This is a genomic window from Lacrimispora xylanisolvens (genome assembly GCF_002934545.1).
Classification (GTDB): domain Bacteria; phylum Bacillota; class Clostridia; order Lachnospirales; family Lachnospiraceae; genus Lacrimispora; species Lacrimispora xylanisolvens.
The window spans coordinates 346,061-372,125 of the sequence record NZ_PTJA01000001.1 but is presented as its reverse complement, the minus strand read 5'-3'; the positions used below and the strand labels follow the sequence as shown (position 1 = coordinate 372,125).

The window sequence follows — 26,065 nt, the reverse complement described above, 5'->3', positions numbered from 1 at the left end:
CTCGTCCCTTTCTGTTTTAAACCCTTATCTCTTTACGCCGTATTTATCAATAACTCCCAGTTCGCCCATTAACTTTTCCAAATCCTGCAGCCTGGAGCCACTAAGATCCTGATATGGTCTGCGTAAGTGCCCGCCGGGCAGTCCCAAAATATTGAGTGCCGCTTTAATGACTATGGGATTAGAAAATGCATAAAGATCCTGGAGAAGCGGAAACCATTTATAATACCCTGCTCTTCCTTCCTCAACAATTTCCATGCTTGTCCACGGTCTTGAATAAAGAGCCGCCTCTTCTGGGATGATATTCCCTCCAATATTTGCTGTTCCTGTTCCTCCCACGCCCAGAGTTGGGATCACGATGGAGTATTTTGGATAATCACAGCACATTATCTTTACCCTTCCTTCACAAAGCCTCTGAACCTGCACCAACTGTTCCACACTGGAAGTTGCTTCTTTGTCCACTACAAAATGAGAATGTTTTTCCGATAAGGCGCGAATCGATTCCGGTGTTACCTGTACTCCAAGTCTGGAGGGATTATTATATATTCCACATGGAATAGTAACCGCACTCATACAGTCATCAAGATGGGCAAATGCAGCTGCCTGAGGAACCAGTACATAAGGCGGTACCGTAAAAATGACACCGTCTGCTCCTTCATCCTGACAATATCTTGCAAACTCGATGCTGGATTCTGTTGTCAATGACGCTGCAGAAAAAAATACAGGAATTTTATTCTTTGTCATTTTTATCACTTCATGAACGATCTCTTTCTTTTCTTCCTGGGACAAAAGAGTTACCTCTCCTGCTGAGCCAAGAATAAACAACTGGGACGTGCCATACTTTATCTGTCTTTCGATCAAAGTTTCAAATCCTTTATAATCAACCTTATTATCTTCTGTAAATGGTGTGGGCATTGCCACCCATGACCCTGTCAAATTTATCATTCCATATCCTCCTCAATCTGAACTTATGGTTCAATATACATATAAGCATACTATAAATATATGTTATTATCTAATAGTTAAATTATTGAACCCGTAATAAAACAATTCTATAGCCGTTTCTTTTGTAAACTACTGCTGCCTCCATCCTTTCTGCTGAATTTGGGTAAATGAAAAGCCCATGTATCACTACACGGACTTCGCTGTCCTTATGCCTGTTCATCCTATCGCAAGTAAACGGTTGATTCTATCTCAAAAACAACAATGAAAGAATTGCAAACTTGTAGCAATTACTACAAAATAACCGCCATACTTTATTTTATTAATAATTTTTGGTTATTTTTGCAATTAATTTTAAGTTAAACTTAATTTTATAATATTATTAATTTATATTCTAATTAATATTACTTATAAAATAAACATATTTATTCAATATGATTAAGGGTAAATCGATTGTATTCTTCCGCATTCAGCTGGATATTACGATTTAATATACGTATTATTCCTTCCGAGCACATTTCGTTCAGTATTTTACTAATATTTACCCTGGCCCCTCCCACAATAATGCTCAACTCATAATGAGTATAATTCATCCGCAGGTCATACCATTTTCCTTCTGATACTTTTGCAGTGTCTGCTGTCGTGCAGAAAACGCGAAGAAGTCTGTTTTTACAGGAGTAAAAAGTAATGTTCTCAATTTCATGCCTTAAAATGAGAACTTTCCTTGCATAGCTGTTTAATACAGCATCACGGAAGATTTTTTCATTATCAATCAGATTTCTATATTCGGGCATACCAATTTTATACATGACGGTTTTCAGTTCCGTTTTTGAATAAAGTCCGGTAGGCTCCTGAAGGGAACAGGGCGCTTCTCCATAAAACCAGCCTGCACTCAATGTATACAGTACTTTTTCCCTTCCTTCCAGATCTACCATGTAATGACGGGTCCTTCCTTCACAGATATAATACACCCCTTCTACCATATCACCAGGTTCCAGAAATAGCTTTTTTGCCGGATACGTTACTTTCTTGCCGTATCTTTTTACAATCTCAAATAGCTTTTCATTTTCAGGTTCCGGCGAAGTCAAGCTTGAATTATCATAAAGCATAGCCCTTTCTCCTTCCTTGTAAAATTTTGGTTTATGATAGCATATTATTATTCTCTTGTAAAGTGAGGATCAGGTAGGAACCTGATCAATTTGTTACCTACCGCTGATTGGAGATAAATTTAAAGTAGATAAGTCATCAATATCAACAAATAACAAAAATTACCACACTATCAATGATTGACGTCTTTGTCTAATTGTGTTAGACTAACTTAGTCTAATAAGATTCGACAGGAGGATATTTCAGTGGAACAATATAAATTGGGTGAAATGGAGCAGAAATTTGCTGACATGATCTGGGCAAATGAGCCGGTCAGCTCCCGCACGCTCACAGAACTATGTGAAAAGGAATTTGCCTGGAAACGTACAACAACTTACACCATGCTAAAGCGATTGTGCGAGCGTAAGCTTTTTGAAAATAATAACGGCACAGTCACTGCCTTGATGTCAAAAAATGAGTTTGGAGCCGCACAGGGTGAACAGTTTCTGTCGGAGGCTTTCGCTGGCTCCCTTCCACAGTTTTTGGCGGCATTTACCCGCAGAAAAAAGCTAAATGCCACAGAAATCGAGGAGATACAGCACCTGATTGATGGATATAAGGAGGAATAGCAATGTTGGAATCAGTATTTATACAACTTTTAAATATGAGCCTCACAGCGAGTATTGCCATTGCTTTTGTTTTGGCTGTAAGAACTATTTTGCGAAAAGCGCCAAAAGTATTCTCCTATTTGCTGTGGTCGGTGGTTCTGTTCCGATTAATCTGTCCGTTCTCCTTTGAGAGCATATTTAGTCTTATGCCTGCAAAGGCAAATCCGATCTCACAGGATATCCTCTATATGCAGACGCCGAAAATTGATACTGGTATAGGAGTAATCAATCATTCTGTTAATGCGATTCTTCCAGCTGCAACACCGCAAACCAGCGCCAATCCATTACAGATCTTGATAGTAATCTTTAGTCATATGTGGTTATTTGGTGTTGCAGCTATGCTGGTATATAGTCTTTTTGCGCTCTTTCGCCTAAAAAAGGAATTAATGAATGCCACCCTGTATCGAGATAATATTTTTATTTCGTCCAGAATTGACACCGCCTTTGTCATGGGTATTTTTTGCCCAAAGATTTATCTTCCCTCTAATTTAAATGCTGCTGAGCGAAGCTATATTCTGTTACATGAACAAACACATATAAGGCGGCTTGACCACATTTTTAAACTCATAAGCTTTTTGGCACTTTGCATTCATTGGTTTAACCCTTTTGTATGGGCCGCATTTTTTCTTAGTGGCAAAGATATGGAGATGTCCTGCGATGAAGCAGTTATTAAACGGCTGGGTGATGATGTTAAAAAAGATTATTCTGCCTCCCTTCTGACTCTTGCAACGGGTAAAAGAATTGTAAGCGGTACACCTCTTGCCTTTGGAGAAGGCGATACAAAAGGCAGAATTAGAAATGTGCTGAATTATAGAAAGCCTGGTTTTTGGGCGGTTTTGGTTTCCGTACTGGCCGTTGTTTTTGTGGTTATCGGCTTAACAACAAGTCCAAAGGATCTGTCCGGTAAATCTGTTGCTGTCAATGCAACCATTCTTAAAATTGACAAAATCAATCAGACCATCACAGTAAAGGGAATTGACACCAATAGTCCCATTGGTGATAATTGTATCGTCAACTGGAAGGATGCAAATCTTCAGACAGTGATAAACAAAGAGGAACCCGTCATAATATCCATTGATGATTTCACCGAGGGTGACCACGTGGTGCTCTTTTTAGGTGAAATCCAGGAAAGTTATCCCACAAGGGCAAAGGCCACCACAATCCAGTTAGAGCCAAAAGAAACATTAGTTACAACATACCCGATTAAAGATTTGTGGGATGCACGTACGAAGTATGTAGGCGATAATTCTGCGGTTGGAAAGCTGATTGGATTGCTTCCTGTTCCAATAGGCATGCAATATGACCATTTTGAATTACAAACCGCTTCCCCGCCACATAAGGTAACAATTGTATATTCCGTTCCAGCACAATCCCTTTCAGATTACAAGAGTGAAAGTTCAGCTGCATCCGATACGTTCCGGGCAAACGCCCTTTTCTTACTGGCTTTAATAGAAAACGCAGATGAGATTCATGTTACTTTAACAGATGGCAGCCAGAAAATTGAGTTTACCAATGGACGGGAATGGGCTGATAACATTGTAGAAGGAGAAGTAACTGACTATGGAAAGAGCCCCGAAAAATTACAGGAGTTGACTGGATTCTGAAGACGCTGATTGGAAAATCATCAACCATGGTTATTGATATAAGTTTCGATAACCATGGTTGATCACTTAAAAATACAGCCTTTATTTTACTTTATTCCAGCGGTATTGATAAACATAATCGATGTTTCCTTCATCCTGACTTATTTTATATAAGTTGCCGTTGGAAATGATATAGAACCAGCCCTCTTGCTTCGAGATGGAAATAGCATTTTTAGACATACCAGTGTTTTTGTACTCAATAGTTTTAGTCCATTTAATGGAACGCTGGTTAAGCGAAACCATGGAAATACTTAAATTTTCATCATTTCTCTTTTCATGGTAAGCGATTAGCGCTGAATTTCTATCCTCAGCCCACAATATGCTCATATCTAACATATCTGAATAATAATCAGTGCCTGCCTGTTGTACCCACTGCAAGTCCTCTTCTGATAACTTTATTGTGTTCCTGGAATTGGAAAATTTATCAGATAAAGCATTCTTATAATCCGGACTTTCAGTTACGATATTGTTAACCATGTCAACCTTATAGTATTTACCATCCAATGCATATAAATATAATTCATCTTCCGAAACAAGGTCATAATCATTTTCATTATAGCTTAGATTATCTTTTAGTTCTGGAAGTTTTTTCACCCATTCTTTCTCTGTAATGTTTATTTTTCCTGTTTTGGGATTTATAAAGTTTAGCGTCTTTTTCTTATTATCTATAGTCATAATACCATTGACACTTTCCCCTATGACGTATTCCTGCCAGCCAGATAAGCGGGTCCAGCACTTTTTCCCATCTTTTAAGTTAACTGCAACAAGTGTAAACTTTACAACATTTGTGGTTATTCCATTTTCAACCCCATTGGGAAGCACCATTCTCATTTTATTGATCGCTAACGTTTCATTACCCTCGCCCACAATTATCGTCGGAGACTCTAATTCAACCCTGACGGAACTCAGAGCGCCATTAAATACGATCAGAGCAAAAGAACCTATCAGGAATTCTGAAAAAAGAATCATAATAACGGTCCAAATCGTACCCCCTATACTCTTCTCTCTCTTTAGAATCTTCTTTATCCCTTTTATCAGAAATAACAGACAACTGACAACCATAACTGAGTAAATTATATATAGAACAATGTCTTGCATAAACCAGCCACTGGGCAGCCAGTTAATAAAAAACCGTTTCCTGAGTAATAGAAAAATTAGTTCACCTAAGAAGAAATACATCATTAATAGCAGGAACAGCTTGCGGAAATAATAATGCTTCCTTTCTTCCGCTGTATTTTTAATATTCTTATAGGTAAGTATACATATACGAAATAAAACCCAGCCATATAAAACGGTTAATACAACATTATGAGTAATATCCTTATTGTAAATCCATGATGATAAAAAATTCAATATAATTCTCTCCTTTAAATTTGCTTAATAACATCTCACAAAAACATGCCCCCTCCGGCAATATGGCATTGTTTTCCCTGTGCAAGGGAGTTACAGCATTACAATGTTTTTTATTGTTTTATTAAATTTTAACACAAGATATTCACGAAAGCTATCAGATATTTAAATAAGAAATTTAAAACTTCTGTATGATTTGCTTTATCATGCAATTCGGGGCAGTCGTATGACCGCCCCGGATTGTCCATGTTTTATTTAGATTTTATCTTTAAATCACCCATCTTTGTAATAGCAATGGCATTGATTATACCATTCATAAACGTTCCTGAAATAGTGTAAGGTATTTTACCCATAGTTGTTTTCAAATCGCCTTTAAAAGCAATATTTCCATCTGCATCAATGGATCCATCTGAAAAAACATTATCATTTTTCATGAAGGATATAATGCCAGACAACGAAGCTCCCTCCACGTTCAAAACAATTTTACCAGGCATTTCACCCATTGGTGTGGATATTGAAACTTCATATTCATTCTCCATAACATCAGCATCTTTTTTTATTGCGCTCGGTGGTGTCGTAAGAACAATTTTTGGGGTATTATCATTCAGCGAATCATGTATGGCATTTTCTCCTCCGCGGCGTTTTGTAGTATCAATCCCCAACAGCTTTCCAAGGTTACTACCGAAAATCTTACGTTTATCCTCATCGGAAAGCGGCAGGTATCCATATTTCCACTGCAGTTCCTCAGGTATCTGAAAATCCAGCAGACCCAAAGAAGCTGCTCCGATTTGTGCACCATAACCGGCACTGTCTGTTCCCCAGATAATCCTGTCCGGACCAACAAAGCGGATCGCCTCTCCAAGAATATGTGCAAATTTGTACGGAGCAGTCAGCGCCCAGGGCACCAGCAGACTCAGACACAAATAGACATTGGGATGGCCAAGTGCAACCATATTCAGTGCGTCAGTGTACGGATACCCCATGTGAAATGCAACAATCTTCAGTCCTGGAAAATCCCGGGCTACATCATCAAGCTGGGTCGGATGGCAGTATTTGCTCTTGCCAGGGGGAACCCAGGAAAATCCGGTATGCATACACAAAACCGCGCCCAGTTCTTCGGCCCGTTTGTAAAATGGCCACAGTTCGGGATCATTCATATATGTATCTTCAGGGGAATAATATTTAAAAATCTTCGCACCCTTATCCATCCAGTATTCCATTTCCCAAATGGCATTTTTAACGCCTCTCTGTTTAATGGGTGACAGATTTGGCTCGATAATGAAACGATCGGGATGGGTCTGCACTGCCTTCCATGCATCACCATTTGTGCACCAGCGGCTGGAGTATCCCGTGGTATCCATCATGGATTCAGGCAGGAGGCAGGCCACATCTACACCATACTTGTCCATTGCCCGAATAATATTTTCAGGATCTGTACTTTTTGTCATTTCCCATGGTTCAATGGTATTTAAGAGAGACTCAGGCGCACACTGCAGCGTGGGACGCATAATTCCATCAATGGCACGCCACCACATCTGAACGCCGGGGTAATGATTGACTGGCTCCATATCACCGATAATATGACATTCTGGATCAATTTTAAAAAAGCCATCTTCCCATACATTGTGATTCATAAGCGTAATCTCCTTTCCTTAGATCAGTGACAAGCCATCGCATTTTTCCATAAACTTCTTAGCACGGACATCCATCAGACCTTCCGTTTTCCAGAGTTCGGGATAATATTTCTCAAAGCCCGCAGTTGGATTAACAGCGCAGCGAATCCAGCGGTTTTCAAACAGGTTCATGTAGCATTGCTGGCAACGTGCACATTTGACAATGTCACACTCACGTCCTTCTTTTACCTTTGCAGGCCAGTAAGGATCGGCAATGGATTGGCGCCCCAAAGATATGATATCGGTTTTTCCGGATGCAATTGCCTTTGCAGCGGTTTCGGGATTCATAAAGCTTGGCGTTATAATTGGCAGTCCGCCAGAAGTTGCTTTAAAACCTGGCGCCCATTTTGTAAAATCATCTTCACCATCTGGTGCAAATCCCGCTCCCAGATTTTCATAACCGCCCTGGGACACATTGAAATAATTAGCTCCCGCATCTGTAAAAAGCTTTACAAATGCGCATGCCTCTTCATTGGTCAGACCCTGAGGCATAAGCTCATCACCAGACAGACGGCATCCCAGTACCTTATCCGGGCCTGCTTTTCTGCGCACACGCTCAATGATATTTGTTACTACACGACCGCGGTTTTCTATGCTGCCTCCATACAAGTCGGTACGTTGATTGGATCGCCCCGACAGAAACTGGTGGAGCAGGTATCCATGAGGGGTATGCAGCTCCACGCCATCGAAACCAAGATCGTAGCAGGCACATACCGCTTCCACCATGAAATCCTCAAGTTTTTCGATCTCACTGATTGTCAGTTCACGGGGGGTCTGCCCACATATAATGTGGTAATATTCGGGAGCTTTTTCCTTTAACATGCTGAGAATATGAGGTTTGATTGCTTCGTATTCATCATCGCTTAAGCTTTTAATTTTATCGTAGTCCCAAATATCTGATGGGAGAGAGATTCCCGCCTGTTTCATAATGCGGCTTAATTGCCGATACCATCCCTTATTAATGTTTCGCAAGTCAATATTAAGGGGTACCGCACTGGGTGCACCAGATGCGATGCCATTCTCATCGGGATGCCCCTGCCGCCCCCAACCCGGGGAAATCTGGACAAATACCTTCGTTCCTTTATAGGAATGAATTACATCCGCCATCTGACTAAGCTGGCGGTACTTTTTCTGACTATCTGCCAGCAGCGGATTCAGACTGTCGCTGCCACGCCACGGAAAAGGATTAGCCACAACACATTCTGTGATAATCAGACCAAACCCACCTCTGGCACGGGTTGCATACCATGCATTGGACTGTTCGCTGGTATAGCCTTCCGGTCCTGTATACCCCATGTTCATGGGGGACATGGCAATGCGATTTTTCAGTTCCACATTGCCCACCTGAATAGGCTCAAATAATACATCAGTGTTCATAAAAAAACTCCTTTCAGTATTTTAGTATAGTCACAGATGATAATTAATTGACATCTGTTACTATATCTATTATACTTTTAAGGAGTATATATGCAACGCTCAAAGCGTACGCGAATGTAACTTAATTGACAAATACACTGCAATTGTTTCCCAACGAATGGAGTTTTGAAGAAAATGGACTTACGAATACAAAAAACCTATATGGCGCTTACCAGTACTTTTTATGAATTGCTGGAAGAAAAGCGTTTTGAGGATATCACAGTCAATGAACTCTGTGACCGGGCAATGGTACGCAGAGCTACATTTTATAAGCATTTCGGTGACAAATATGAGTTTTTTACCTTTATTATACGGGAGATTCAGGGGGAGTTTGACAAGGAAATCACGGGCAGCCTGGATACTGATATGCCTATTGATTTTTATATTACCATTGTCCATCGGGTCATAATATTTCTCACAGAAAGGGAGAGGCTCATCCAATCTGTGCTAAAGAGTGAATGTTTTCCGTCTTTACTTCGAATTCTATCGGAGCAGGTTGAATTTGATATTCTTCAAAAGCTGAAAGAGAATGCAGAAAAAGGGTATCGACTCATTGCTGACCCTGAGGTTATGGCCCATTTTTTTACTGGTGCCATCCTCGAAACTTTACAGTGGTGGCTCACTCATAAAAAATCTATTTCTCTGGAAAGCGTTGAGAGGCAAATCGTGGATATGATGAAAGCGGTCTATCTGTCGGCTAATGCTGATATTTAGGAGGCGGAATTATTCTTCTGAAAACGTTCCCTTATTTTCATCAGTCTCTCATAAGTACCCTCTTCATCAATGGCCATGTCGTACATTTGGTGTGCAAGTTGGAATCCCTGATTACTGACAAGGGCTTTTTTCCATGGACGGGACAAGATGGAATGGGTCAGATGTCTTGTAGATCGGGGAGCCTGCACTATCATCTCTGCAAGTTCCCACGCACGGGGAAGAAGCATTTCATGAGGCAGTACCTCACTTACAATACCAAGTTCTAATGCCACCTGTGCATTTATGTTCATGCCCGTATATGCGCAAAATGCCGCTCTCTTAATGCCTGTTAAATTTTGTAGTGCTAATACAATCCCATCACCGGGAGACACACCGCCCAGGTAATGCGCATCGAAAAAATTCGTGTCTTCGGCACAAATTGTAATATCACATAATGTTCCCATTTGCCAGTGTGATCCTGTACCATTGATCACCCCAATTGTTGGAATATCCACGCAAAAGATCAAATTTTCAATCATTCTCAATGATTCCTGATACATTTCCAGCTTACGGTTCTTCCGCCAGTCCATAAATTTTGTTTTCCATATTTCAGGGTTTGCTACTTGCCAATGATCTCCCGTTCCAGTGAGAATCATTACCTCGTTTTCAGGATCACGGCCAATATCTGACCATGCATTCCCGTATGCAGTCAGAACTGGCCAGTCAAATTGAAGCGATTCCCCCTGCGTATGCATACGTACTTCCAATATGCCGTTACGGCGGGTCATTAAAAGCAGGTCTTTGTACTTTTCCGAATATTCTTCCAGTTTTGTAGGTCCTGCCATACATTGCTCTGACATTTAATACCTCCGATCTTATAATGGGGCTGTCTTTCATGAAAATAGCAAGGGGGCTGTGTACCTAAGTTGCATCAAAAACGGGATAGCCCCTCTGCCATTATTTCATTGCTATAACTGTCAGTGACTTTATTTGCCCATTAATCGCCCTTTCATTTTGGTCAGTCGTTCAAACGCTCCTTCTTCGTCTATCGCCATATCGTACATCTGGTGAGTAAGGTGGAATCCCTGATCACTGACTAAGGCTTGTTTCCATGGACGGGATAAAATGGAATGGGTAAGATGTCTGGTGGAACGAGGTGCCTGCATTATCATCTCTGCAAGTTCCCAGGCACGGGGAAGCAGGTTTTCACGGGGGAGCACTTCACTGACAATTCCAAGGTCCAATGCTGTCTTTCCATCAATATTCTTACCGGTATATGCGTAGTATGCTGCTTTCTTAAAACCTAACATATTCTGAAGTGTAAGTATCATTCCGTCCCCTGGAGGTGTTCCCCCCAGAAAATGGGGATCAAAAAAGTCCGCATCTTCTGTACAAATGGTAATGTCGCAGAGCGTTGCGATTTCACAATGGGTTCCCGGCCCATTAATTGCCCCGATTGTGGGGATATCGATGCAGAATATCATATTTTCAAGCAGTCTCAGGGATTCATGATACTGTTCCAGTTTCTTTTGTTTCGGCCAATCCATAAATTTAGTATTCCAGACATCGGGGTTTCCGACAACCCATTTATCTCCTGTTCCGGATATAATCAAAACCTCATTTTCAGGGTCACGGCCGATATCTGACCATGCATGAGACCATGCCGTATGGGCTTCCCAATTATGATGATAAGGGCCCCCGTCGGTGTGCAGCCGCACTTCAATTATTCCGTCACGCCTGGTCATTAATAGAAATTCTTTGTACTTCTCCGAGTACTCTTCAAATTTTGTTGGTCCTATCATACGTCTCTCTGTCATTTAAATTCCTCCTTGTTTTGTTTAGATATTATCTATTACTTTCAAGCCAGTCTCTGGCGAAAGCAGCGTAAACTGCAGCTCCTTTACTAAGCACATCATCCGAAAACATTACCTTCGGATGGTGCATAGGGTAGCTATAGCCTTCTTTGGTATCGCCTGCGGTAATAAACACTGAGGTACTTGGCACCGCTTGTGTTACAAATGCAAAGTCTTCCGATCCCATTAATTTACCACCGGGTATCAATTGTGTCAGATTGATAAAAGAACTGGCACCAAAGGTGTCTGTAATCGTTGTTTTCATTTGATCGTTAAGTCCGCTGTCAATTTTCACCTCAGGACAGCCCCTGGTATATATCACATCTACCTTTGCATGAAATGTTTCCCCTATACCTGTAGAAATTTCGTGAATACGGGTTTCAATCTTATCACGCAATATGGATTTAAATGTGCGTACACTGCCTTTCATTCTGGCAATATCGGGAATCACATTGTTGGTACTTCCACCTTCCATCACTCCAATTGTAAGAACCGCACTCTCAATCGGAGAGATTTCACGGCTTATAATACCCTGTAGCGCCAAATGAAGATGAGCAGCTACATTTAACGGATCCACGGCGGCATCGGGCATTGCTCCATGTGCTCCTCTTCCGTGAATGACTATTTCAAACCAATCTGAGGAAGACGAGATCGTATCTCCAGCCTCAGGAATTAAAAATTCTCCCTCAGGAATTGGCATTCCAGACAACACATGGAGCATCATTGCTGCATCCACTTTAGGATTTTCCAGAATTCCATTTTCGAGCATCATCTTTGCCCCGTGCAAAGTTTCTTCCCCTGGCTGAAACATTAGTTTGACCGTGCCGCAAAGCTGTTCTTCCTTTTCCTTTAGTATCTCTGCAGCCCCCAGCAGCATAGAAGTATGCAGGTCATGACCGCATGCATGCATATTTCCATTCAATGATGCAAATGAAATATCCGCTTCTTCTTTTATTGGCAGCCCATCCATATCTGCACGGATAAGAATTACCTTTCCAGGCCGTTGTCCACCAATGGTAACCATTAAGCCTGATTCTCCCACAGGAGTGGGCGTAAGACCCATCGACTCCAACATCTCTTTTACATAAGCAGTCGTCCTGGGTAAACTCAAATCAAGTTCCGGAATCGCATGAAGACGATGCCTGTACATAACCAACTTTTCCTGCAGCTGATTGGCCATATCCAAAAAGTCTCCGGCTTTATTAATCACAATCAACACCTCCTATAACATAAATTGAATTAGCAAACAACAGAGTCAAATTGCCTGCCTTATATTTTAAGACATTTTAAGAACACTTTTATTATACTTATAAGCCTGTCCTCTGTCAAGAATAATTTAAGACATTTTAAGAACACTTCTTCTCAACTCCTGGGCACATTGAAATATCACATTTATTATGATATAATTCTTTTCATTGAATTTGTTTATGAAAGGAATCTACCATGAAAATCAAGCTGGGTATAATCACACCTGAGACCCATATGGACTATTTTCGCGCCATTGAAGAAGAAATGCGGTCAGTATGTCAGTTTCGTTTTCTTACAATAAGCAACTTCCGGGAGACAACAGACATATATTTGAAAAATTTAGGTTTGGTGGACGGGTTTGTTATCAGTGGCAGATTGCTCTACGAATCAATCGATAAGGAATGTCTGGATACCAAAGTACCCACTCACATTTTGCAGGATAATGAAAACCTTCTTTATCGAGAACTTTTCAGACTATTGGTCACAGAACCTGAGCTTGACATCTCCAGAATCTATGTGGATTATGCATATATTATCGATTCTTTCAGTGAATTTCAAAAATACCTGACTCATGAGGGGAAGCCTGTTGACAGCAACGATTTTTTTGAACGAGTGGAAACAATGCTCGAAAACCATATAACTCTGTGGGAAGAGAAAAAAACAGACTTGTCCATCACCGCGTTCGGCCACTTTGTTCCAGAACTCAAAAAGCACGGGGTAAGGTATATCTTAATACGCCCCACTTTGGAAAACGTGAAAGAGACCATAACAGAGATCATCAATGAAATTACCATTCTAAAGCTCAAGAACCAGAGAGCAGTCGTAGCATGCTTATCGATTGAAACGGCGCAGCTGCCAGCGATAGAGCAGCTTCAAGAGCTGAAGGACCTTGTCAGCAGATTTCTGCTCAGCGTGAATCTGGCGGATACAGCTCAGATTTCAGAAGGCTATGTGAGGCTTTACACCACATACGGTAGTTTTATGAAAATCACCTCAGACGCCCTTAACTGCACCCTGCTGGAATATCTGGGTGAGTCTGTAAGCGAAACTGTGAAAATAGGATGGGGCTCTGGACATGAATATTATCAGGCCAACGAAAATGCAACGAAAGCTCACAGACAGGCAAAAGCCTTTACCGGCAGCTGCAGCTTTTTTATAAACGAGGATCAGAAGGTGATCGGCCCGATGAAGAGTATGAATGTGATACAGTTCTCCGAACAGGGAGACCCTGGAATCATCTCATTGGCCAAACGTATGGGAATAAATAACATTAATTTACAGAAAATCATATCTTATGCGGAAATCATGAGAACAAACAAATTATCCTCTGAGGATGTTGCTCAATGCCTGTCCATGACCGTCAGAGGTGCAAATCGTATTCTCAATAAAATTGAAGAGAAAAATTATGTACAAACAGTATTTGAAAAGCGGGACAACGGTAAAGGACGTCCCAAAAAATACTACGAGTTGTTATTTCTTGACAAAGATGGGAACAGATCAGGAGAGTAACATCCAGACAGAAAGCCACTTTTTTCCTTTTGCACAAAGGGAAAAAAGTGGCTAATCCAATCAGAATAACTGGTTAAGCCTGCTTTCAGGCTCTTTACCATTTTCTACACGTCTTATATTTTTCACAAAGAAATCATATCTCTTTTTATGAAGTTTAAGGCCGTCAGGCATGCCCGCCGTATGAGGTGTGAGTATCACATTACTCAGACTACGCAGCTCACTGTCAATTGGAAGTGGCTCCGTTTCAAACACATCAAGACATGCACCTGAAATTTCTTTGTTTTTTAAGGCATCTATTAAGTCTTCTTCATTTACAATTCGACCACGGGCTGTATTGATAAATAGTGCTGTGTTTTTCATTTTCCTGAATACTTCTTTGTCGATCAGCTTTTGGGTTTGCTCATTTAAAGCTGAATGCACCGTTACAATATCTGACGTGCTTACAAGATTATCAAAATCAGTAATCTGGACATTCTCATAAGACTGTACAGCAGTATTTCTTGTGTAAACCAGCACATTTATATCAAACGCCTTGCATAACCTGGCCACTTTTTTACCAATAGCGCCAAATCCAATAATGCCTATGGTTTTTCCTTCTAACTCGCTTCCTGTATACTCCAATTGATTTTGATCCGTCTTATTTTTCATAAAACCGTCAAGAAGCGGTATGTTTTTATAATAAGACAATATGAATGCCATTACATGCTCGGCCACTGCATTGGCATTCACTCCAGCCGCATTGGCCGCCCAAATTCCCAGTTGTGTACAGGCATCGATATCTACATTATCGTATCCCGCACCTGTTTGTACCAATTTTAATCGTTTCGCTTTTGAAAGCAGATTTCGGTCAATCTTAACATGCTCTGGTATAATCACCTGGCAATCTTCAATATGATGCAGCATTTCCTCCCCAGGCGGAACAATAACGATGTCCCATTCTTTTGGGAAGCAATTTATAATATTTATTTTTGATGTCTCAGTGAAATAGCCGACTATGAGAATTTTCATTTTAAACCCCTTTCATAATTTATATTTAAAAGCATTCCATTACTAAATAATAATATTTTGTTTTCTAATTTAGTATAGTTAGTCCCATTTATACAGTCAAGTTCTATTCTTCATCCAGCGGTTCAATTTTTTCCTGGGCAAGGAAAGGATCGTTTACTTACTCTAACCTATATATTTTTTCAGAGCAAAAACAGAATCATTACTGATAATATGCTCCATTTTGCAGGCATCTGCACTTGCTGTCAGTTCATTGACATTACAACATGCAATCAGAAAATCCTTAATTATCTGAAATTTAGTTGTAATAATCTCACCCTGTTTACGTCCTTTCTCAGTGAGCTGAATTTCCCCACCTAAAGGTTTGATAACCAGCCCTTCATCCTGTAAGGCATTTACCGCACAATGGACGCTGGGCTTGGAAACCCCTAAATATACAGCAATATCAATTGAACGTACTAATTGAGTTCTTTGAGAAAGCATATATATAGCCTTTAAATATTCTTCCCTTGATGGACTAAGTTTCTTTCTCAATCCATCATTCTTATCCTGTTTCACAGCTGATCCTCCACTTTAAACTGTAATACAAAGCGTATAGTTACCATACCCTTTGACACAATTACTTTTTTAACTTTGAACTCTTATTCTTCTCGTTATCTACCGGTTGATTGATAAACAAATCAGTTTCTGTAAAGGCAGAACGATCATATGGATAAAAAGGTGCGCTGAAGCATTGAGAAAATGAATTAAAAAGTGCTTCAAGTAATTTTTGGTTAACTTTGAGTTTTTGCTGATACTGCTGTTCGCTAACCTCACTATGTTCATGAGTATAATGTTCTTTTATTTTCTTTTTCATGTTAGTCCCTCCTAACCCAGTGTTGTGAAAAATGTGTATGGTTACCATACACTTATGCAAAATTTTTATCTGATTATATTTTCATCAAAATTCTGGATCTTGTTAATTAAGCCAGACAAGAATTCTGACAAAAATTTTATATTCGAATCTGTAGCATCTTGCAGTTCATTTTCCACCATGTTGTTTATAATTTCATGATAATACATGTGATTTTTATGAGCGTTTTCTCCTTTTTCTGTCAGGCTCAGTAAATATCTGGATAAATTTAGTTCATCAACTTCTTTTTTAACCAGAGCCTTTCTCTCCAGCTTTCTCAGAATTTCAGAAACAGCTCCCTTTGTTATACCCAAAATATCCGCCAGGCCGCCCACGTGAATGCAGGGGTGTTCTGCTATCGCCTTTATCACATGGATTTCTGAGTGGAAAATTGGTACATCCGTTCCGTAGTAACGTGTTTTTTTATCCAGTTCCATTAATGCAAACGCCAGATCTAAGGATTCATATGCAATTTCATGTTTGTTGTTTTTATTTTTTTCCATACCAACAGTATATGGTTGCCATACGCTTTTGTCAAGAATATTTTATTTATGCAGAGAGGGGCCATATCCCAAGGGCTTTTTCATTGTTCAAAAAAAAGAGCAGGGTACATATTTCTATATACCTTGCTCTTAAAAGAAGAACAAATTTAACTCTTACCCAACTGACTTTGATTTGGAAGCATACCAATAAGGTACTGCAAGCAGAAGCGATCCCCCTACCATATTACCAACGGTAACAATCAATATATTTTTTATTACAGCCAAAACGGTCAAACCCGCTTCATGGGGCAGCATTAGCGCAATTGAGAAAATACCCATATTGGCGATGGAATGCTCAAACCCGGAAGCTGAAAATGCCAATACACAAAATAGCATCATAATCAGCTTCGCACTTTCCTCTTTCATCTTGTAACACAGCCAGATTGCAAGGCAAACAACAAAATTACACAGCACAGCGCGGAAAAATAACTGTCCCCAAGGTATACCAAGTTTTGAAATTGCTGTTTTTTCAATATATACATCAGATATTCCAATCATGGCTTTACTTTGCACATAAATAAAAGATAATACCACGCAACCCAGAAGATTTCCAATATAGTTTATCAGCAACAGCTTTGCTGCCTTTTTAAGACTTACCGTTCTTTCCAGGCATCCGACTGTAAATACAAAACAATTTCCAGTAAAAAGTTCACCTCCGGCAAATGCCAACAGCCCAAGGGCTACCCAAAAGGTAAGCCCGATTGCTATTTTTCCATAAAATTTTCCTTCTACCTGGGTAATTGCAGCTACGGAAAAGGAAAGAGCAACTCCTATGATAATAAAAAATCCGGACATCATTGCCAATACCATATATTTTGAGAGGTTTCCATTTAAAAAATCACTTTTATTCTGTGCCGATTCCGCAACCTTTTTAATTTCATCTGCATACATAATCGCACCTGCCTTTATTAAATTTCCTCCATGTTACAGTCAAACACTTCATCCATCCAGTCAAACATAACCTGATGGAAAAGTGCATGATTTCCCTCCTGGCAATGCTCTTCCGCCCCTTCCTCAATGGTAAACACACGGACTGTCTTGGGAGCTTTTATTTCTTCCAGCAAAGTATCCAGCTGGTCTTTGGATACAAAGTGGTCTGTCTCTCCCATGGTTAGCAAAACAGGACATTTAATAGTTCCAGCAATTCCTTTTAAAGAAGCTTTTTTCATTTCTTCAAACACTTCATACCGGTGCTGTAAGCCAAACACCCATTTTCCATTGTTAAGCATCCATTTTAGATTAGAATTGTGTTCCTCTGCCATGGCAAGCATCTGCTCTCTTTTTTCCTCCGGAAGCTGAAGTACCTGAGCCAGCTGTGGATTCTGATTCAGGGTAGAATCAAAGGTATCGTAAAATACATTGAATGCGATACAAGCCTTAACCCGCTCATCAAATGCCGCTGCTCTCGGTGCAAAATAGCCACCAAGACTCATACCAAGCAGTGCCAGCTTCTCCATATCAACTTCTGGTCTTGTCTCTAAATAATCAAGAGCTGCGCTTACCGGCACTTCTGCGTCATGTCGCATGAAAAGATTCTGTTTCCGTAACGCTTCTCCCTGTCCTGGCATTTCAAATACCAGACAATGATAGCCTCTTTTGATTGCTGCAGCGGCTCCGCAGAAATACAGTTCCTGTAAAGTGGAATCATATCCGCCTATAAATACAAGCACCGGACGTTTTTTAAGTTCTCCTTTTTTGTCCTCAGATGCACCGTAAAAATATCCTTTCAAATGAGTTCCTTCGTAAGGGATTTTTACAACTTCAAAATGTGTGTCTAAAAGCTCCATTCCTTTTTCAAATGCCATGACGCTTTTATCAAAATTTTCCATTCTTCTTTCGTCAGTTCCATCTAAAAAGAATTCTCCAGTACGATAGTAATTATGGGCCCGTAAAAATGCCTCTCTGGCGCTTACCTTATGCTTCTTATTAAAGCAATCCATCGCCGTCTGGTAAGTTCTGTCCGCTGTTTTTCTCCATTCCAGAAACCAGCTTTCAAAGTTGCCTTCTTCCATTTTTGCTGCGGTTGCAAGGCACTCCCCTATCTCTGCACCCTGATAACCTGCGTAGGCTGCTGCCCTTAATAATTCAAATGAAAATGCCTGATCGTTAAAATAAAGTTTCATGTCGGTATCCTCCTCGTAATTGTGATGTTAGTTTGTATGGTTTTGTATTTCATTGAACATTCAGTGAATAAAAATCTTTAAAAACTACCTGGAAAAATAATACGTTCTTTTCTCCAGGTAAAAAATTGTAATTGAAATTTTCATTCATCATTTGTTCAATCAACATTATATATCAATGTTTTTAAAATTGCAATAGTTTTTTATTGATAAATTATTACATGGCAGCTATAAGCCTGGGCTGGTTAAAACAACTGTTATTGAATTCCATTATTTTATATAAATAACTTTTGCGGCTGTTAAATTAAGATCTGTTGTTGTTGAATCATCTGTTTTATTATAGATAATAATTTCCCCTGCTGCCAGCTTGGCAAATATTGCATCATAATCCTGCTTTGAAAATGTACTGAATTTAGATGTTTCCATAGGAAGTCCTATGCCATTATTATTAACGGAATAGGTTTGGGGGACTCCTCCATGAAACGAACCAGTATAGTAATCCTTTAACGCATCATAAACAACTAGTTTTAACATCTTCATGGCTGAAGTAATTACCGTCACTGATTCTGAGCTCTGATCAAGATCAACGCCAATAACCTTTGCCTTATTTTCCTCTGCAGAACTCATAACCGATTTGCCGATCGCACCGCCGCATGCAAAAATCACTTGTGTGCCCTGGTGATACCAACTGTCTGCCAGTGACTTGATATCCGGTGACTCAAAGAAAGTACCTGTGTAGTTATATGTAATTTCAACCTTTGTCCCCAATTCTTCTGCAGCCAGGTTACAGCCTTGTACGAACCCATAACCATAACGAATTACGGATGGCACCGCCATTCCCCCCATAAATCCCAGTTTTTTATAGCCATCCTTTACTGCAGCATATCCAGCTAAAAATCCTGCCTGCTCCTCCGAAAATACCAGCGATAATACATTATCGTTTATTCGGGTTTCCGTATAAGATGCATTATGAGGCTGTCCGTCAATCAAAACAAATTTTACATCCGGATATTTATCCTGTTCTATAAAAACAGGTGTTTCAAATAAAAACCCAGGGCAAACAATTATTTTGGCTCCATTTTCAACTGCCAAATCAATCTTCTCGATGTAATTATCTGAAGTAGCTTCCTCTGGCTGATATAATTTATACGTAATATTATGTTCTTTTGCATACTGTTCGATTCCTTCCCATGTGGCCTGTCCAAAGGAATGGTCCTGGGTTGTTCCAAAGAACGATACCAAGGCTATTTCATATTTTTCTTTATCAAAAGAAGCCGTTACACTCTCATCTGTTTTTACCTTCTCTGAGTTATACCCATTGCTGCAACCAGATAAAATCATACAAACACTTGCAATAAGGAAAAAACTTTTCATCCTCCGCATCCTTCTACCCCTCATCTCTCTGTATGATTTTCAGCTGATTTTTCCCATTTTTTTTCGCCTCATATAACGCCCTGTCCGCCGCTTTATAGAGATTACTGAATTCTTGTGCGTCATTGGGGTATAAGCATGCACCTGCGCTGAAGGTACAAGGTTGTACGCTTCCCTCCGTTTGGGTTAAAACTTGCAGGCATTCCTTCATTTTTTTAATTTGTTCTGCTACTTCTTGTTCCAAAAGAATGTCTTTAACAAATATAATAAATTCATCTCCACCAATTCTGCCCACCACATGATGATCACCATACGCTTCTTGCAAATGATGTCCCACTCTTTTTAAAACCGCATCCCCTTCTGCATGTCCACGGCTGTCGTTGATATTTTTAAAATTATCAATATCCAATATAAACAATATCCCTCCTGCATGAGGATAATCCTTTATATACTCCTTGATCTTACTCTCTGTTGCCATCTTATTATATAATCCGGTGAGGAGATCCATATTGGCTTGCTTTAGCAGTTTTTTATTTGTTTTGTTATAAATGATGCGCATAATAATCATGGTTCCTATTAATACAATAACAAAGGTAATGATCAGAGCAAGTAAATAGTCGATTAGCTTTTTTATATCACCCCATTCTCTTGTTAACAGATTGTCATACAATTTCTTGTCAAACCCAATTGTAATATACCAGTCATTAATCCCGACGGGTGTACAGATTACATATTTATTATACGTTTGACTTGTAAAGGCAGCTATTTTTTTATTACTATTTAAAGCCATCTGCAATTGATCTGTATCGGTCTTAAGATCCCAGTCCTTTAGTAATTGAATTATTGTTGTTCCCTTAGGCGGTTTCTCTTCAATGCCATCGGTTGTAATCACAATACCATGATCTACGCTAAATACAAAATTCGCGTTATCAAATAATTTATTTTGATGAAAAATCCTCTTTATACGGCTGACGGAATAATACATTAATATGTAATTGCTGACAGTCCCTTCCCTGACAACTGGAATTACTGATACAACTGCTTCCGCCTGCATAATTCGATCTTTTTGAATGTATGCATAATAAGGTGCCGTTCCTGCATTTGGATGAAGCAATTCATCTTTCTCAACGTTTACTTTAATGCCATTCTGTGTAACTCCAATCCCATCCGTATCACAATAAACCACCATATAAGCCTGGGAATTGGCACATAAAGTTCCGATCAATGGTAACGCATCTTTGGATTTTTCCATAGGTAAAGCAACTATCATATCACGAAATGCGATTCCCATACGGGTCATATTGTCAAGATCCTCATAAATCTGGGAAGAAAATCCTTCTGCTGTTGCTGCAATCTCGTCCTCAACAATAGTAATTGCCGTCTTATTACTGCTGACGCCAAATTTATATAATGTCACAAGTATTAGAATTAGCAATGTGCTTATTGGCAAAATGATTGCTAATATCTTTGCATTAGGAGCCTTTCCGCTAATTTTCATATAACTCCTCCGATGATCTCATCAATTTTGACCTCTTTAGAACACTTGAACCTATCCTAAATACCAGAATTCAGATTGCACGTTTTATTACGTTGAGTTTACTATATTTCACATAAACCGTCCATAACAAGTGTTTCTCTTCCATAAATTCACTTAAATATATCACTTAAATATAATACATTTTTATAGCAACTTATAATTATTTTATTTATAACGTTATTTTTTAGAAATTTGTTGACATTCTAACAGTAAACATGATTTAATTATATTGTATTATAAATATTTTATTATTATTTATAATACAATGTCACAAATTGTAAACATAATATTTTTACATAAAACAATATAGTAAAGGAGTGATTCCAATGTTTTCATAAGTTTAATTATTATAGTATTACTTGTTATTCCAAATAAATGAAAGAGAGGATTGTTATGTTTAAAAAAATATTTTCTTTATCTTTAGCAGCATTAATGGTTATTTCAATAAATACAACTGTTTTTGCTTCATCATCTCAACATAATCACGAACCTGTTTCGGTTGGTAATGTCATTCATACTGAAACAGGTAATGATGTGGTAATCAAAGTAAACGAAGATCAATCATTTTATACCGCGCCTTTAATAAACTCTTTGTTAAAGGCTACTGAGACCTGCTCTCATACTCAATTAGAGGCATATGGATCTGTGACCGCTCAAAGTAATAGTTATAATAAGTCAGATTCTACATATTGTTATAGGATTAGAACTGTTCAAAATGCACGTTGTGTGCAATGTAAAAAAACTGGTTTTAAATTTTATGGCTCGTGGACAAAATATAAACACTCCTACCCCTTATTCAGCAGTACATGTAAAGAATGCGGTTATGAAAAATAACCTAAGTAGACGGCTCATTTGGTCGGACAAGTTAAACAAAAAGTAAGTGAAGTAATTGTTACCTGCCCTATATCTTTTGGATTCAAGGGTTTGCTGCCTATATTCAAACTTCAGGTAGCAAACCCTTAAAAATTGCATTAGATAATGATGACAATTCATATGTCTTATTATAGAATTTTATATTTCAATGTAACGAATTACTACTAAAATGGATATATGTTTTAGGAGGTGATTCCATTGAATATTATATCCGCATAAGGAACTATACAAAGTTATCAAGAAGAAATGAGGTGCTTTTATGCTTAACAAAATCAGAAGACCATTAACTGCAATATGTTTGGTGGCTGTAATAGGGTTGTTAACATGCGGTATCGTAAACGCAAAGGCTAATCCTACTTCGTTGCAGTTAATAGGTAAAAATAATACTGAAGTTACTTTATTTGCCGATAAACACCCCCCTATTCAAAGTGACTCCGTGGCAGACAACGAAGATTCGAATCTTGAGATAGGTCAGGTTATTGTGTCCAATGGCGTGAAAGAAATCATTTTTGCCTTAGGGACAGATGGTTCATATATAACTATTCCAGTGTCAGATTAACTGGTGGGCAGACACTCATTTATATTCGTGTCTGCTCCATTTGAAAGATTGCAGAACATATAGCAGTTTACTAACAATATAAGCTTCGGCAATTGCTGTATTTTCTGAATAAACTGCTTCGAAGTAAACATCGGCTCAGGAGGTGATTGTGTGTGGGAAATGGATGGGATTTACAAAGAATATGCGGACTTAATTTATAAATACTTGTTTTCCCTGTCTTTAAACGCTCATACAGCGGAAGAATTGACACAAGAGACTTTTTATCGTGCCATGTTATCCATTCATACATATAACGGAAACTGTAGAATGTCTACATGGCTCTGCCAGATCGCAAAACATCTATGGTATCAGGAATTGGATAAAAACCGACGAAAAAAAACGGAACCCTTGGATGAAACTTTTCCTGATTATTCAAAATCCGTTGAGTCTACGGTGATAGATAAGCAGGATAAAATGTCAATATACCGAATGCTTCACAATCTGCCCGAGCCTATGAGAGAGGTTATGTATCTGAGGCTTTCAGGAGAACTTAGTTTCAGAGAAATAGGAGAGCTTTTAAATCAATCAGAGACATGGGCGCGGGTAACCTTTTATCGAGGTAAGAAAAAATTAATGGAGGGATTGGAATGAAAAATACATTAGATTGTAGTATCGTTCGGGATATGCTCCCATTGTTTGTTGAAAATCTAACCAGTGAAGATAGTAATAATGCAATCCATCGGCATCTGGAACAGTGCGAGTCCTGCAGAAAATACCTTGAAAATATACAAAAGCCTATTGACTGCCCGACAGTACCAAAGAAGGAAATTGACTATATGCGAAAAGTAAAACACTCCTTTAAACAGAGAGCTTATATCTTGTCAGGGGTTATTACAATTTTTTGTATTATACTAATTGCAATTTTTCTCCGCTTATTTATTATTGGAACTCCTATATTTATTGGAGATGCACCTATTAATTATGAATGGAATTATGATATGGATAGTAAAGTTTATTGGATACATGGAACTATTGAAGGAGCAAATACAAGTGCCAGAATTAAAATATATGAGGATAATAAAAACAATCAAATAAAAATTAAGATATATGAGATTATGCCATCTGTTTTCTATCCCAATAATCAATTCTCAGTTAAAATTCCATGGAATGGAGAAGCAGATATTGTATGGCAAGGAAAAGAAAGTCAGCAAGTTATTACAAGGTCTCAATTTTTAAATTTGTCCATTTCCGAATTTCAAAAAGGGGATTACCAAAATATTGTAGATTTATATGATGTAAATGGGGCAGCCATGATAAAAAAGTTGTATGATAATGCTACGGAGGTTTCCAGCAAGGCCCTTATGTCTTTTGATGAAGAAAAATATGACAAATACTTTATTATTAGCTTTCCTCTTACCACCGGTATATACTCTGGATGGATTAGAGACGATAAGGAATCGCAAAAAGAAGTAATAGATGAACGTGTTTTTCTATATCAGGAAGACGGACAATATTATTTTTACAAACAAGGACAACATTTGAAAAAGATATCTGAAGATGATATGAATACAATATTAGATTATATAAAAACTAAGAAAATCAGTTAAAAAAGTGTTCTCAGATCAGAATATTATAAAAAAAGAGAATGCCAGTCATAAAGGTTCAAGATTCATAAAACTCGTAGTGGTAGACCTGCCAGGTCTACCACTTACACTGTAATCGAACACCAGACTTACTTATCAATTTTTTTAATAGTAATCTCATTATTTTCAATCACAACCTCATAATTTACTATTGAACCTTTATTGAAATTTTCTTCAAACTCTTGGCTAACAGAGTAATTATTTTTAGGATTGAGAGTTATTCTGAAATTATATGGTCCAACATTAGATATGTTAAACTTTCCAACTTCTCCGGTTTTTATATTACTGTCTATAAGTGCATCAGTATTTTCTTTACTTTTGTCAATATCACTACTTTTTATAACAATACTTTTCAAAAACAGTGGAGTATTATTCGTAATCAATAGATTATAAGTATTATCATCTGTTGTTTTCTCAATATCATTACTGCTGCTTTTTGTTCCACATCCTTGCAATAATAAAAAAAGTATGGATACTATAATAATTAGAACTCTATGTTTCATAAATTTTTATTCCTTTCTCTTCGTTCAAGGTACAAGATCCAATATTTTGAGAATCCTCAGTAAAGATCGTTTCAAACTCCATTTATTTTCACTCATCACCTCGTATTATTAAAAAAGCAGATGGGTTCAAAAGGTACAAGATCCTGTTCCTTCTCTGAAAACCTAATTTTAATTTTGGGCTGAAAAGTAATATTCGACTCTTTCTTTATTATATAATCACAACGAACTTCATAGACCTTTATTTTGGCTAATTCTTCTTCACTTATTGTATTTTTATAATCTTCTCTAATTTGCTTTTCTGTATTTTCATCTCTTGAAGCAATGAGACTGCTAATATCTATATAATTATGAACATTCTCAGGATAGAACATTTCAACTTCTAAATCTTCGGTAATGACTCCATTCGCATCCAGAATTTTATATGCATACGAATGATTTTTATTTAAAGAGACTTTATTTTGAGGTGCAATTGGAGATTCCATAATAGAAATTCCATTTTTTTCACTTGTATATACATTTAAATAAATAGGCTGAATCTTCATTGTAACTTTTGTTTTTTTACTTGTAAAGACTATATTCTTAAAGACCATTTCTTGCATGTCTTTCGTTTTATTTAAAAACAAGCGTAAAGAAATCCCATTTTTAAGTAGATTAGGATCACACCGTTTCCATTCAATATTATCGGGTTCTAACATTAGTTTATTATTATCGGACATTAACATAATATGTATATTCGAGTCAACTAAATAATTAAATTCTTCATCACTTAAGTTTTTTGTACTTGCAAAAAGCAACAGCGAGTCAGTATCTTTGGAATTATCAATATAATATAAACCAATATCTTGATTAAAATCAACCTTTTTTAATATTCTTTGGAATTCATTTTCATTACAACCACTTAGTAAAATTATTAATGTAGCTGTCAGTAAAATAAATAATTTTTTCATAATTGTATTCCTTTCA

The 26,065-nt window shown here is 38.2% G+C and carries 26 protein-coding genes; 8 read left to right on the top strand and 18 right to left on the bottom strand.

Features of this window, described 5'->3' with window-relative positions; all coding sequences use genetic code 11:
* Positions 1–24: 24 nt before the first annotated feature.
* Both BXY41_RS01810 and BXY41_RS01805 read right to left on the bottom strand, forming a co-directional pair.
* Positions 25–942, bottom strand: a complete 918-nt coding sequence (locus BXY41_RS01810; protein ID WP_104433962.1) for a dihydrodipicolinate synthase family protein — start codon at positions 940–942, stop codon at positions 25–27.
* Between the two features lie 422 nt (positions 943–1,364).
* The gene (locus tag BXY41_RS01805) at positions 1,365–2,048 is read right to left on the bottom strand and encodes a Crp/Fnr family transcriptional regulator (RefSeq protein WP_104433960.1); all 684 of its coding nucleotides are present in this window, start codon (positions 2,046–2,048) and stop codon (positions 1,365–1,367) included.
* 243 nt (positions 2,049–2,291) lie between these two features.
* Between BXY41_RS01805 and BXY41_RS01800 the strand changes: the two genes are divergently transcribed.
* Entirely contained in the window at positions 2,292–2,654 is a 363-nt protein-coding gene (locus tag BXY41_RS01800) for a BlaI/MecI/CopY family transcriptional regulator (protein WP_104433958.1), read from the top strand.
* Positions 2,655–2,656: 2 nt separating this feature from the next.
* Entirely contained in the window at positions 2,657–4,297 is a 1,641-nt protein-coding gene (locus BXY41_RS01795) for a M56 family metallopeptidase (RefSeq protein ID WP_104433956.1), read from the top strand.
* An 81-nt stretch (positions 4,298–4,378) separates the two neighbouring features.
* Here BXY41_RS01795 and BXY41_RS01790 read toward each other — a convergent pair whose 3' ends face one another.
* From BXY41_RS01790 to BXY41_RS01780, 3 genes are all read right to left on the bottom strand, one after another.
* Entirely contained in the window at positions 4,379–5,305 is a 927-nt protein-coding gene (locus BXY41_RS01790; RefSeq protein WP_146088544.1) for a PA2928 family protein, read from the bottom strand.
* A gap of 632 nt (positions 5,306–5,937) precedes the next feature.
* The gene (locus tag BXY41_RS01785; protein ID WP_104433952.1) at positions 5,938–7,320 is read right to left on the bottom strand and encodes an amidohydrolase family protein; all 1,383 of its coding nucleotides are present in this window, start codon (positions 7,318–7,320) and stop codon (positions 5,938–5,940) included.
* Between the two features lie 18 nt (positions 7,321–7,338).
* Positions 7,339–8,736 carry an oxidoreductase gene (locus BXY41_RS01780; protein ID WP_104433950.1) on the bottom strand — a complete coding sequence of 466 codons (1,398 nt, stop codon included), beginning with the start codon at positions 8,734–8,736 and terminating at the stop codon, positions 7,339–7,341.
* Between the two features lie 174 nt (positions 8,737–8,910).
* Between BXY41_RS01780 and BXY41_RS01775 the strand changes: the two genes are divergently transcribed.
* Positions 8,911–9,489, top strand: coding sequence for a TetR/AcrR family transcriptional regulator (locus tag BXY41_RS01775; RefSeq protein WP_104433948.1), 579 nt, complete (start codon positions 8,911–8,913; stop codon positions 9,487–9,489).
* On the opposite strand, the gene BXY41_RS01770 is transcribed toward BXY41_RS01775, so the two are convergent.
* The 3 genes from BXY41_RS01770 to BXY41_RS01760 all read right to left on the bottom strand — a co-directional run bounded on the left by BXY41_RS01770 (position 9,486) and on the right by BXY41_RS01760 (position 12,531).
* Positions 9,486–10,328 (bottom strand): enoyl-CoA hydratase/isomerase family protein, encoded by an 843-nt coding sequence (locus tag BXY41_RS01770; protein ID WP_104433946.1) that lies wholly within the window; start codon positions 10,326–10,328, stop codon positions 9,486–9,488. The two genes, BXY41_RS01775 and BXY41_RS01770, sit on opposite strands and share 4 nt — an antisense overlap.
* A 126-nt stretch (positions 10,329–10,454) precedes the next feature.
* Positions 10,455–11,285, bottom strand: a complete 831-nt coding sequence (locus tag BXY41_RS01765) for an enoyl-CoA hydratase/isomerase family protein (protein ID WP_104433944.1) — start codon at positions 11,283–11,285, stop codon at positions 10,455–10,457.
* A 28-nt stretch (positions 11,286–11,313) separates the two neighbouring features.
* A complete protein-coding gene (locus BXY41_RS01760; protein WP_242980012.1) occupies positions 11,314–12,531 on the bottom strand; it encodes a M20 metallopeptidase family protein in 1,218 nt (405 codons plus the stop codon).
* Between the two features lie 233 nt (positions 12,532–12,764).
* On the opposite strand from BXY41_RS01760, the gene BXY41_RS01755 reads away from it, so the two are divergent.
* Positions 12,765–14,078 (top strand): helix-turn-helix domain-containing protein, encoded by a 1,314-nt coding sequence (locus tag BXY41_RS01755; RefSeq protein ID WP_104433940.1) that lies wholly within the window; start codon positions 12,765–12,767, stop codon positions 14,076–14,078.
* Between the two features lie 60 nt (positions 14,079–14,138).
* Here the strand turns inward: BXY41_RS01755 and BXY41_RS01750 are convergent, their stop codons facing one another.
* The 8 genes from BXY41_RS01750 to BXY41_RS01715 all read right to left on the bottom strand — a co-directional run bounded on the left by BXY41_RS01750 (position 14,139) and on the right by BXY41_RS01715 (position 21,506).
* Entirely contained in the window at positions 14,139–15,086 is a 948-nt protein-coding gene (locus BXY41_RS01750; protein WP_104433938.1) for an NAD(P)-dependent oxidoreductase, read from the bottom strand.
* A 162-nt stretch (positions 15,087–15,248) separates the two neighbouring features.
* Entirely contained in the window at positions 15,249–15,641 is a 393-nt protein-coding gene (locus BXY41_RS01745) for a metal-dependent transcriptional regulator (protein ID WP_242980011.1), read from the bottom strand.
* 61 nt (positions 15,642–15,702) lie between these two features.
* Entirely contained in the window at positions 15,703–15,939 is a 237-nt protein-coding gene (locus BXY41_RS01740) for a hypothetical protein (RefSeq protein WP_104433936.1), read from the bottom strand.
* Between the two features lie 65 nt (positions 15,940–16,004).
* Positions 16,005–16,478 (bottom strand): MarR family winged helix-turn-helix transcriptional regulator, encoded by a 474-nt coding sequence (locus tag BXY41_RS01735; RefSeq protein ID WP_104433934.1) that lies wholly within the window; start codon positions 16,476–16,478, stop codon positions 16,005–16,007.
* Between the two features lie 153 nt (positions 16,479–16,631).
* On the bottom strand, positions 16,632–17,408 hold the full coding sequence (locus tag BXY41_RS01730; RefSeq protein WP_104433932.1) for a formate/nitrite transporter family protein: 777 nt from the start codon (positions 17,406–17,408) through the stop codon (positions 16,632–16,634).
* Between the two features lie 17 nt (positions 17,409–17,425).
* Positions 17,426–18,640, bottom strand: a complete 1,215-nt coding sequence (locus BXY41_RS01725) for an alpha/beta hydrolase family protein (RefSeq protein WP_104433930.1) — start codon at positions 18,638–18,640, stop codon at positions 17,426–17,428.
* 267 nt (positions 18,641–18,907) lie between these two features.
* Positions 18,908–20,020: a BMP family lipoprotein gene (locus BXY41_RS01720; RefSeq protein ID WP_104433928.1), complete on the bottom strand. Its 1,113-nt coding sequence runs from the start codon at positions 20,018–20,020 to the stop codon at positions 18,908–18,910.
* Between the two features lie 4 nt (positions 20,021–20,024).
* The gene (locus BXY41_RS01715; RefSeq protein ID WP_104433925.1) at positions 20,025–21,506 is read right to left on the bottom strand and encodes a GGDEF domain-containing protein; all 1,482 of its coding nucleotides are present in this window, start codon (positions 21,504–21,506) and stop codon (positions 20,025–20,027) included.
* Between the two features lie 432 nt (positions 21,507–21,938).
* Between BXY41_RS01715 and BXY41_RS01710 the strand changes: the two genes are divergently transcribed.
* The 4 genes from BXY41_RS01710 to BXY41_RS01695 all read left to right on the top strand — a co-directional run bounded on the left by BXY41_RS01710 (position 21,939) and on the right by BXY41_RS01695 (position 24,563).
* On the top strand, positions 21,939–22,379 hold the full coding sequence (locus BXY41_RS01710) for a hypothetical protein (RefSeq protein WP_104433923.1): 441 nt from the start codon (positions 21,939–21,941) through the stop codon (positions 22,377–22,379).
* A gap of 298 nt (positions 22,380–22,677) precedes the next feature.
* Positions 22,678–22,977, top strand: coding sequence for a hypothetical protein (locus BXY41_RS01705; protein ID WP_104433921.1), 300 nt, complete (start codon positions 22,678–22,680; stop codon positions 22,975–22,977).
* 159 nt (positions 22,978–23,136) lie between these two features.
* Entirely contained in the window at positions 23,137–23,607 is a 471-nt protein-coding gene (locus BXY41_RS01700; RefSeq protein WP_341457792.1) for an RNA polymerase sigma factor, read from the top strand.
* Positions 23,604–24,563, top strand: a complete 960-nt coding sequence (locus BXY41_RS01695) for a zf-HC2 domain-containing protein (RefSeq protein ID WP_104433917.1) — start codon at positions 23,604–23,606, stop codon at positions 24,561–24,563. The genes BXY41_RS01700 and BXY41_RS01695 overlap by 4 nt, the downstream gene beginning before the upstream one ends.
* Positions 24,564–24,688: 125 nt before the next feature.
* Here the strand turns inward: BXY41_RS01695 and BXY41_RS01690 are convergent, their stop codons facing one another.
* A complete protein-coding gene (locus tag BXY41_RS01690; protein ID WP_104433915.1) occupies positions 24,689–25,102 on the bottom strand; it encodes a hypothetical protein in 414 nt (137 codons plus the stop codon).
* A 95-nt stretch (positions 25,103–25,197) separates the two neighbouring features.
* The gene (locus BXY41_RS01685) at positions 25,198–26,049 is read right to left on the bottom strand and encodes a hypothetical protein (protein WP_104433913.1); all 852 of its coding nucleotides are present in this window, start codon (positions 26,047–26,049) and stop codon (positions 25,198–25,200) included.
* Positions 26,050–26,065: the final 16 nt, after the last annotated feature.

What these genes read in the sequence shown, in the direction of transcription:
- BXY41_RS01810 (WP_104433962.1), bottom strand. Translation starts at nt 942, where the DNA reads ATGATAAATTTGACAGGGTCATGGGTGGCAATGCCCACACCATTTACA.
- BXY41_RS01805 (WP_104433960.1), bottom strand. Translation starts at nt 2,048, where the DNA reads ATGCTTTATGATAATTCAAGCTTGACTTCGCCGGAACCTGAAAATGAA.
- BXY41_RS01795 (WP_104433956.1), top strand. Translation starts at nt 2,657, where the DNA reads ATGTTGGAATCAGTATTTATACAACTTTTAAATATGAGCCTCACAGCG.
- BXY41_RS01790 (WP_146088544.1), bottom strand. Translation starts at nt 5,305, where the DNA reads ATGATTCTTTTTTCAGAATTCCTGATAGGTTCTTTTGCTCTGATCGTA.
- BXY41_RS01785 (WP_104433952.1), bottom strand. Translation starts at nt 7,320, where the DNA reads ATGAATCACAATGTATGGGAAGATGGCTTTTTTAAAATTGATCCAGAA.
- BXY41_RS01780 (WP_104433950.1), bottom strand. Translation starts at nt 8,736, where the DNA reads ATGAACACTGATGTATTATTTGAGCCTATTCAGGTGGGCAATGTGGAA.
- BXY41_RS01775 (WP_104433948.1), top strand. Translation starts at nt 8,911, where the DNA reads ATGGACTTACGAATACAAAAAACCTATATGGCGCTTACCAGTACTTTT.
- BXY41_RS01770 (WP_104433946.1), bottom strand. Translation starts at nt 10,328, where the DNA reads ATGTCAGAGCAATGTATGGCAGGACCTACAAAACTGGAAGAATATTCG.
- BXY41_RS01765 (WP_104433944.1), bottom strand. Translation starts at nt 11,285, where the DNA reads ATGACAGAGAGACGTATGATAGGACCAACAAAATTTGAAGAGTACTCG.
- BXY41_RS01755 (WP_104433940.1), top strand. Translation starts at nt 12,765, where the DNA reads ATGAAAATCAAGCTGGGTATAATCACACCTGAGACCCATATGGACTAT.
- BXY41_RS01750 (WP_104433938.1), bottom strand. Translation starts at nt 15,086, where the DNA reads ATGAAAATTCTCATAGTCGGCTATTTCACTGAGACATCAAAAATAAAT.
- BXY41_RS01740 (WP_104433936.1), bottom strand. Translation starts at nt 15,939, where the DNA reads ATGAAAAAGAAAATAAAAGAACATTATACTCATGAACATAGTGAGGTT.
- BXY41_RS01735 (WP_104433934.1), bottom strand. Translation starts at nt 16,478, where the DNA reads ATGGAAAAAAATAAAAACAACAAACATGAAATTGCATATGAATCCTTA.
- BXY41_RS01730 (WP_104433932.1), bottom strand. Translation starts at nt 17,408, where the DNA reads ATGTATGCAGATGAAATTAAAAAGGTTGCGGAATCGGCACAGAATAAA.
- BXY41_RS01725 (WP_104433930.1), bottom strand. Translation starts at nt 18,640, where the DNA reads ATGAAACTTTATTTTAACGATCAGGCATTTTCATTTGAATTATTAAGG.
- BXY41_RS01720 (WP_104433928.1), bottom strand. Translation starts at nt 20,020, where the DNA reads ATGCGGAGGATGAAAAGTTTTTTCCTTATTGCAAGTGTTTGTATGATT.
- BXY41_RS01715 (WP_104433925.1), bottom strand. Translation starts at nt 21,506, where the DNA reads ATGAAAATTAGCGGAAAGGCTCCTAATGCAAAGATATTAGCAATCATT.
- BXY41_RS01710 (WP_104433923.1), top strand. Translation starts at nt 21,939, where the DNA reads ATGTTTAAAAAAATATTTTCTTTATCTTTAGCAGCATTAATGGTTATT.
- BXY41_RS01705 (WP_104433921.1), top strand. Translation starts at nt 22,678, where the DNA reads ATGCTTAACAAAATCAGAAGACCATTAACTGCAATATGTTTGGTGGCT.
- BXY41_RS01700 (WP_341457792.1), top strand. Translation starts at nt 23,137, where the DNA reads ATGGATGGGATTTACAAAGAATATGCGGACTTAATTTATAAATACTTG.
- BXY41_RS01695 (WP_104433917.1), top strand. Translation starts at nt 23,604, where the DNA reads ATGAAAAATACATTAGATTGTAGTATCGTTCGGGATATGCTCCCATTG.
- BXY41_RS01690 (WP_104433915.1), bottom strand. Translation starts at nt 25,102, where the DNA reads ATGAAACATAGAGTTCTAATTATTATAGTATCCATACTTTTTTTATTA.
- BXY41_RS01685 (WP_104433913.1), bottom strand. Translation starts at nt 26,049, where the DNA reads ATGAAAAAATTATTTATTTTACTGACAGCTACATTAATAATTTTACTA.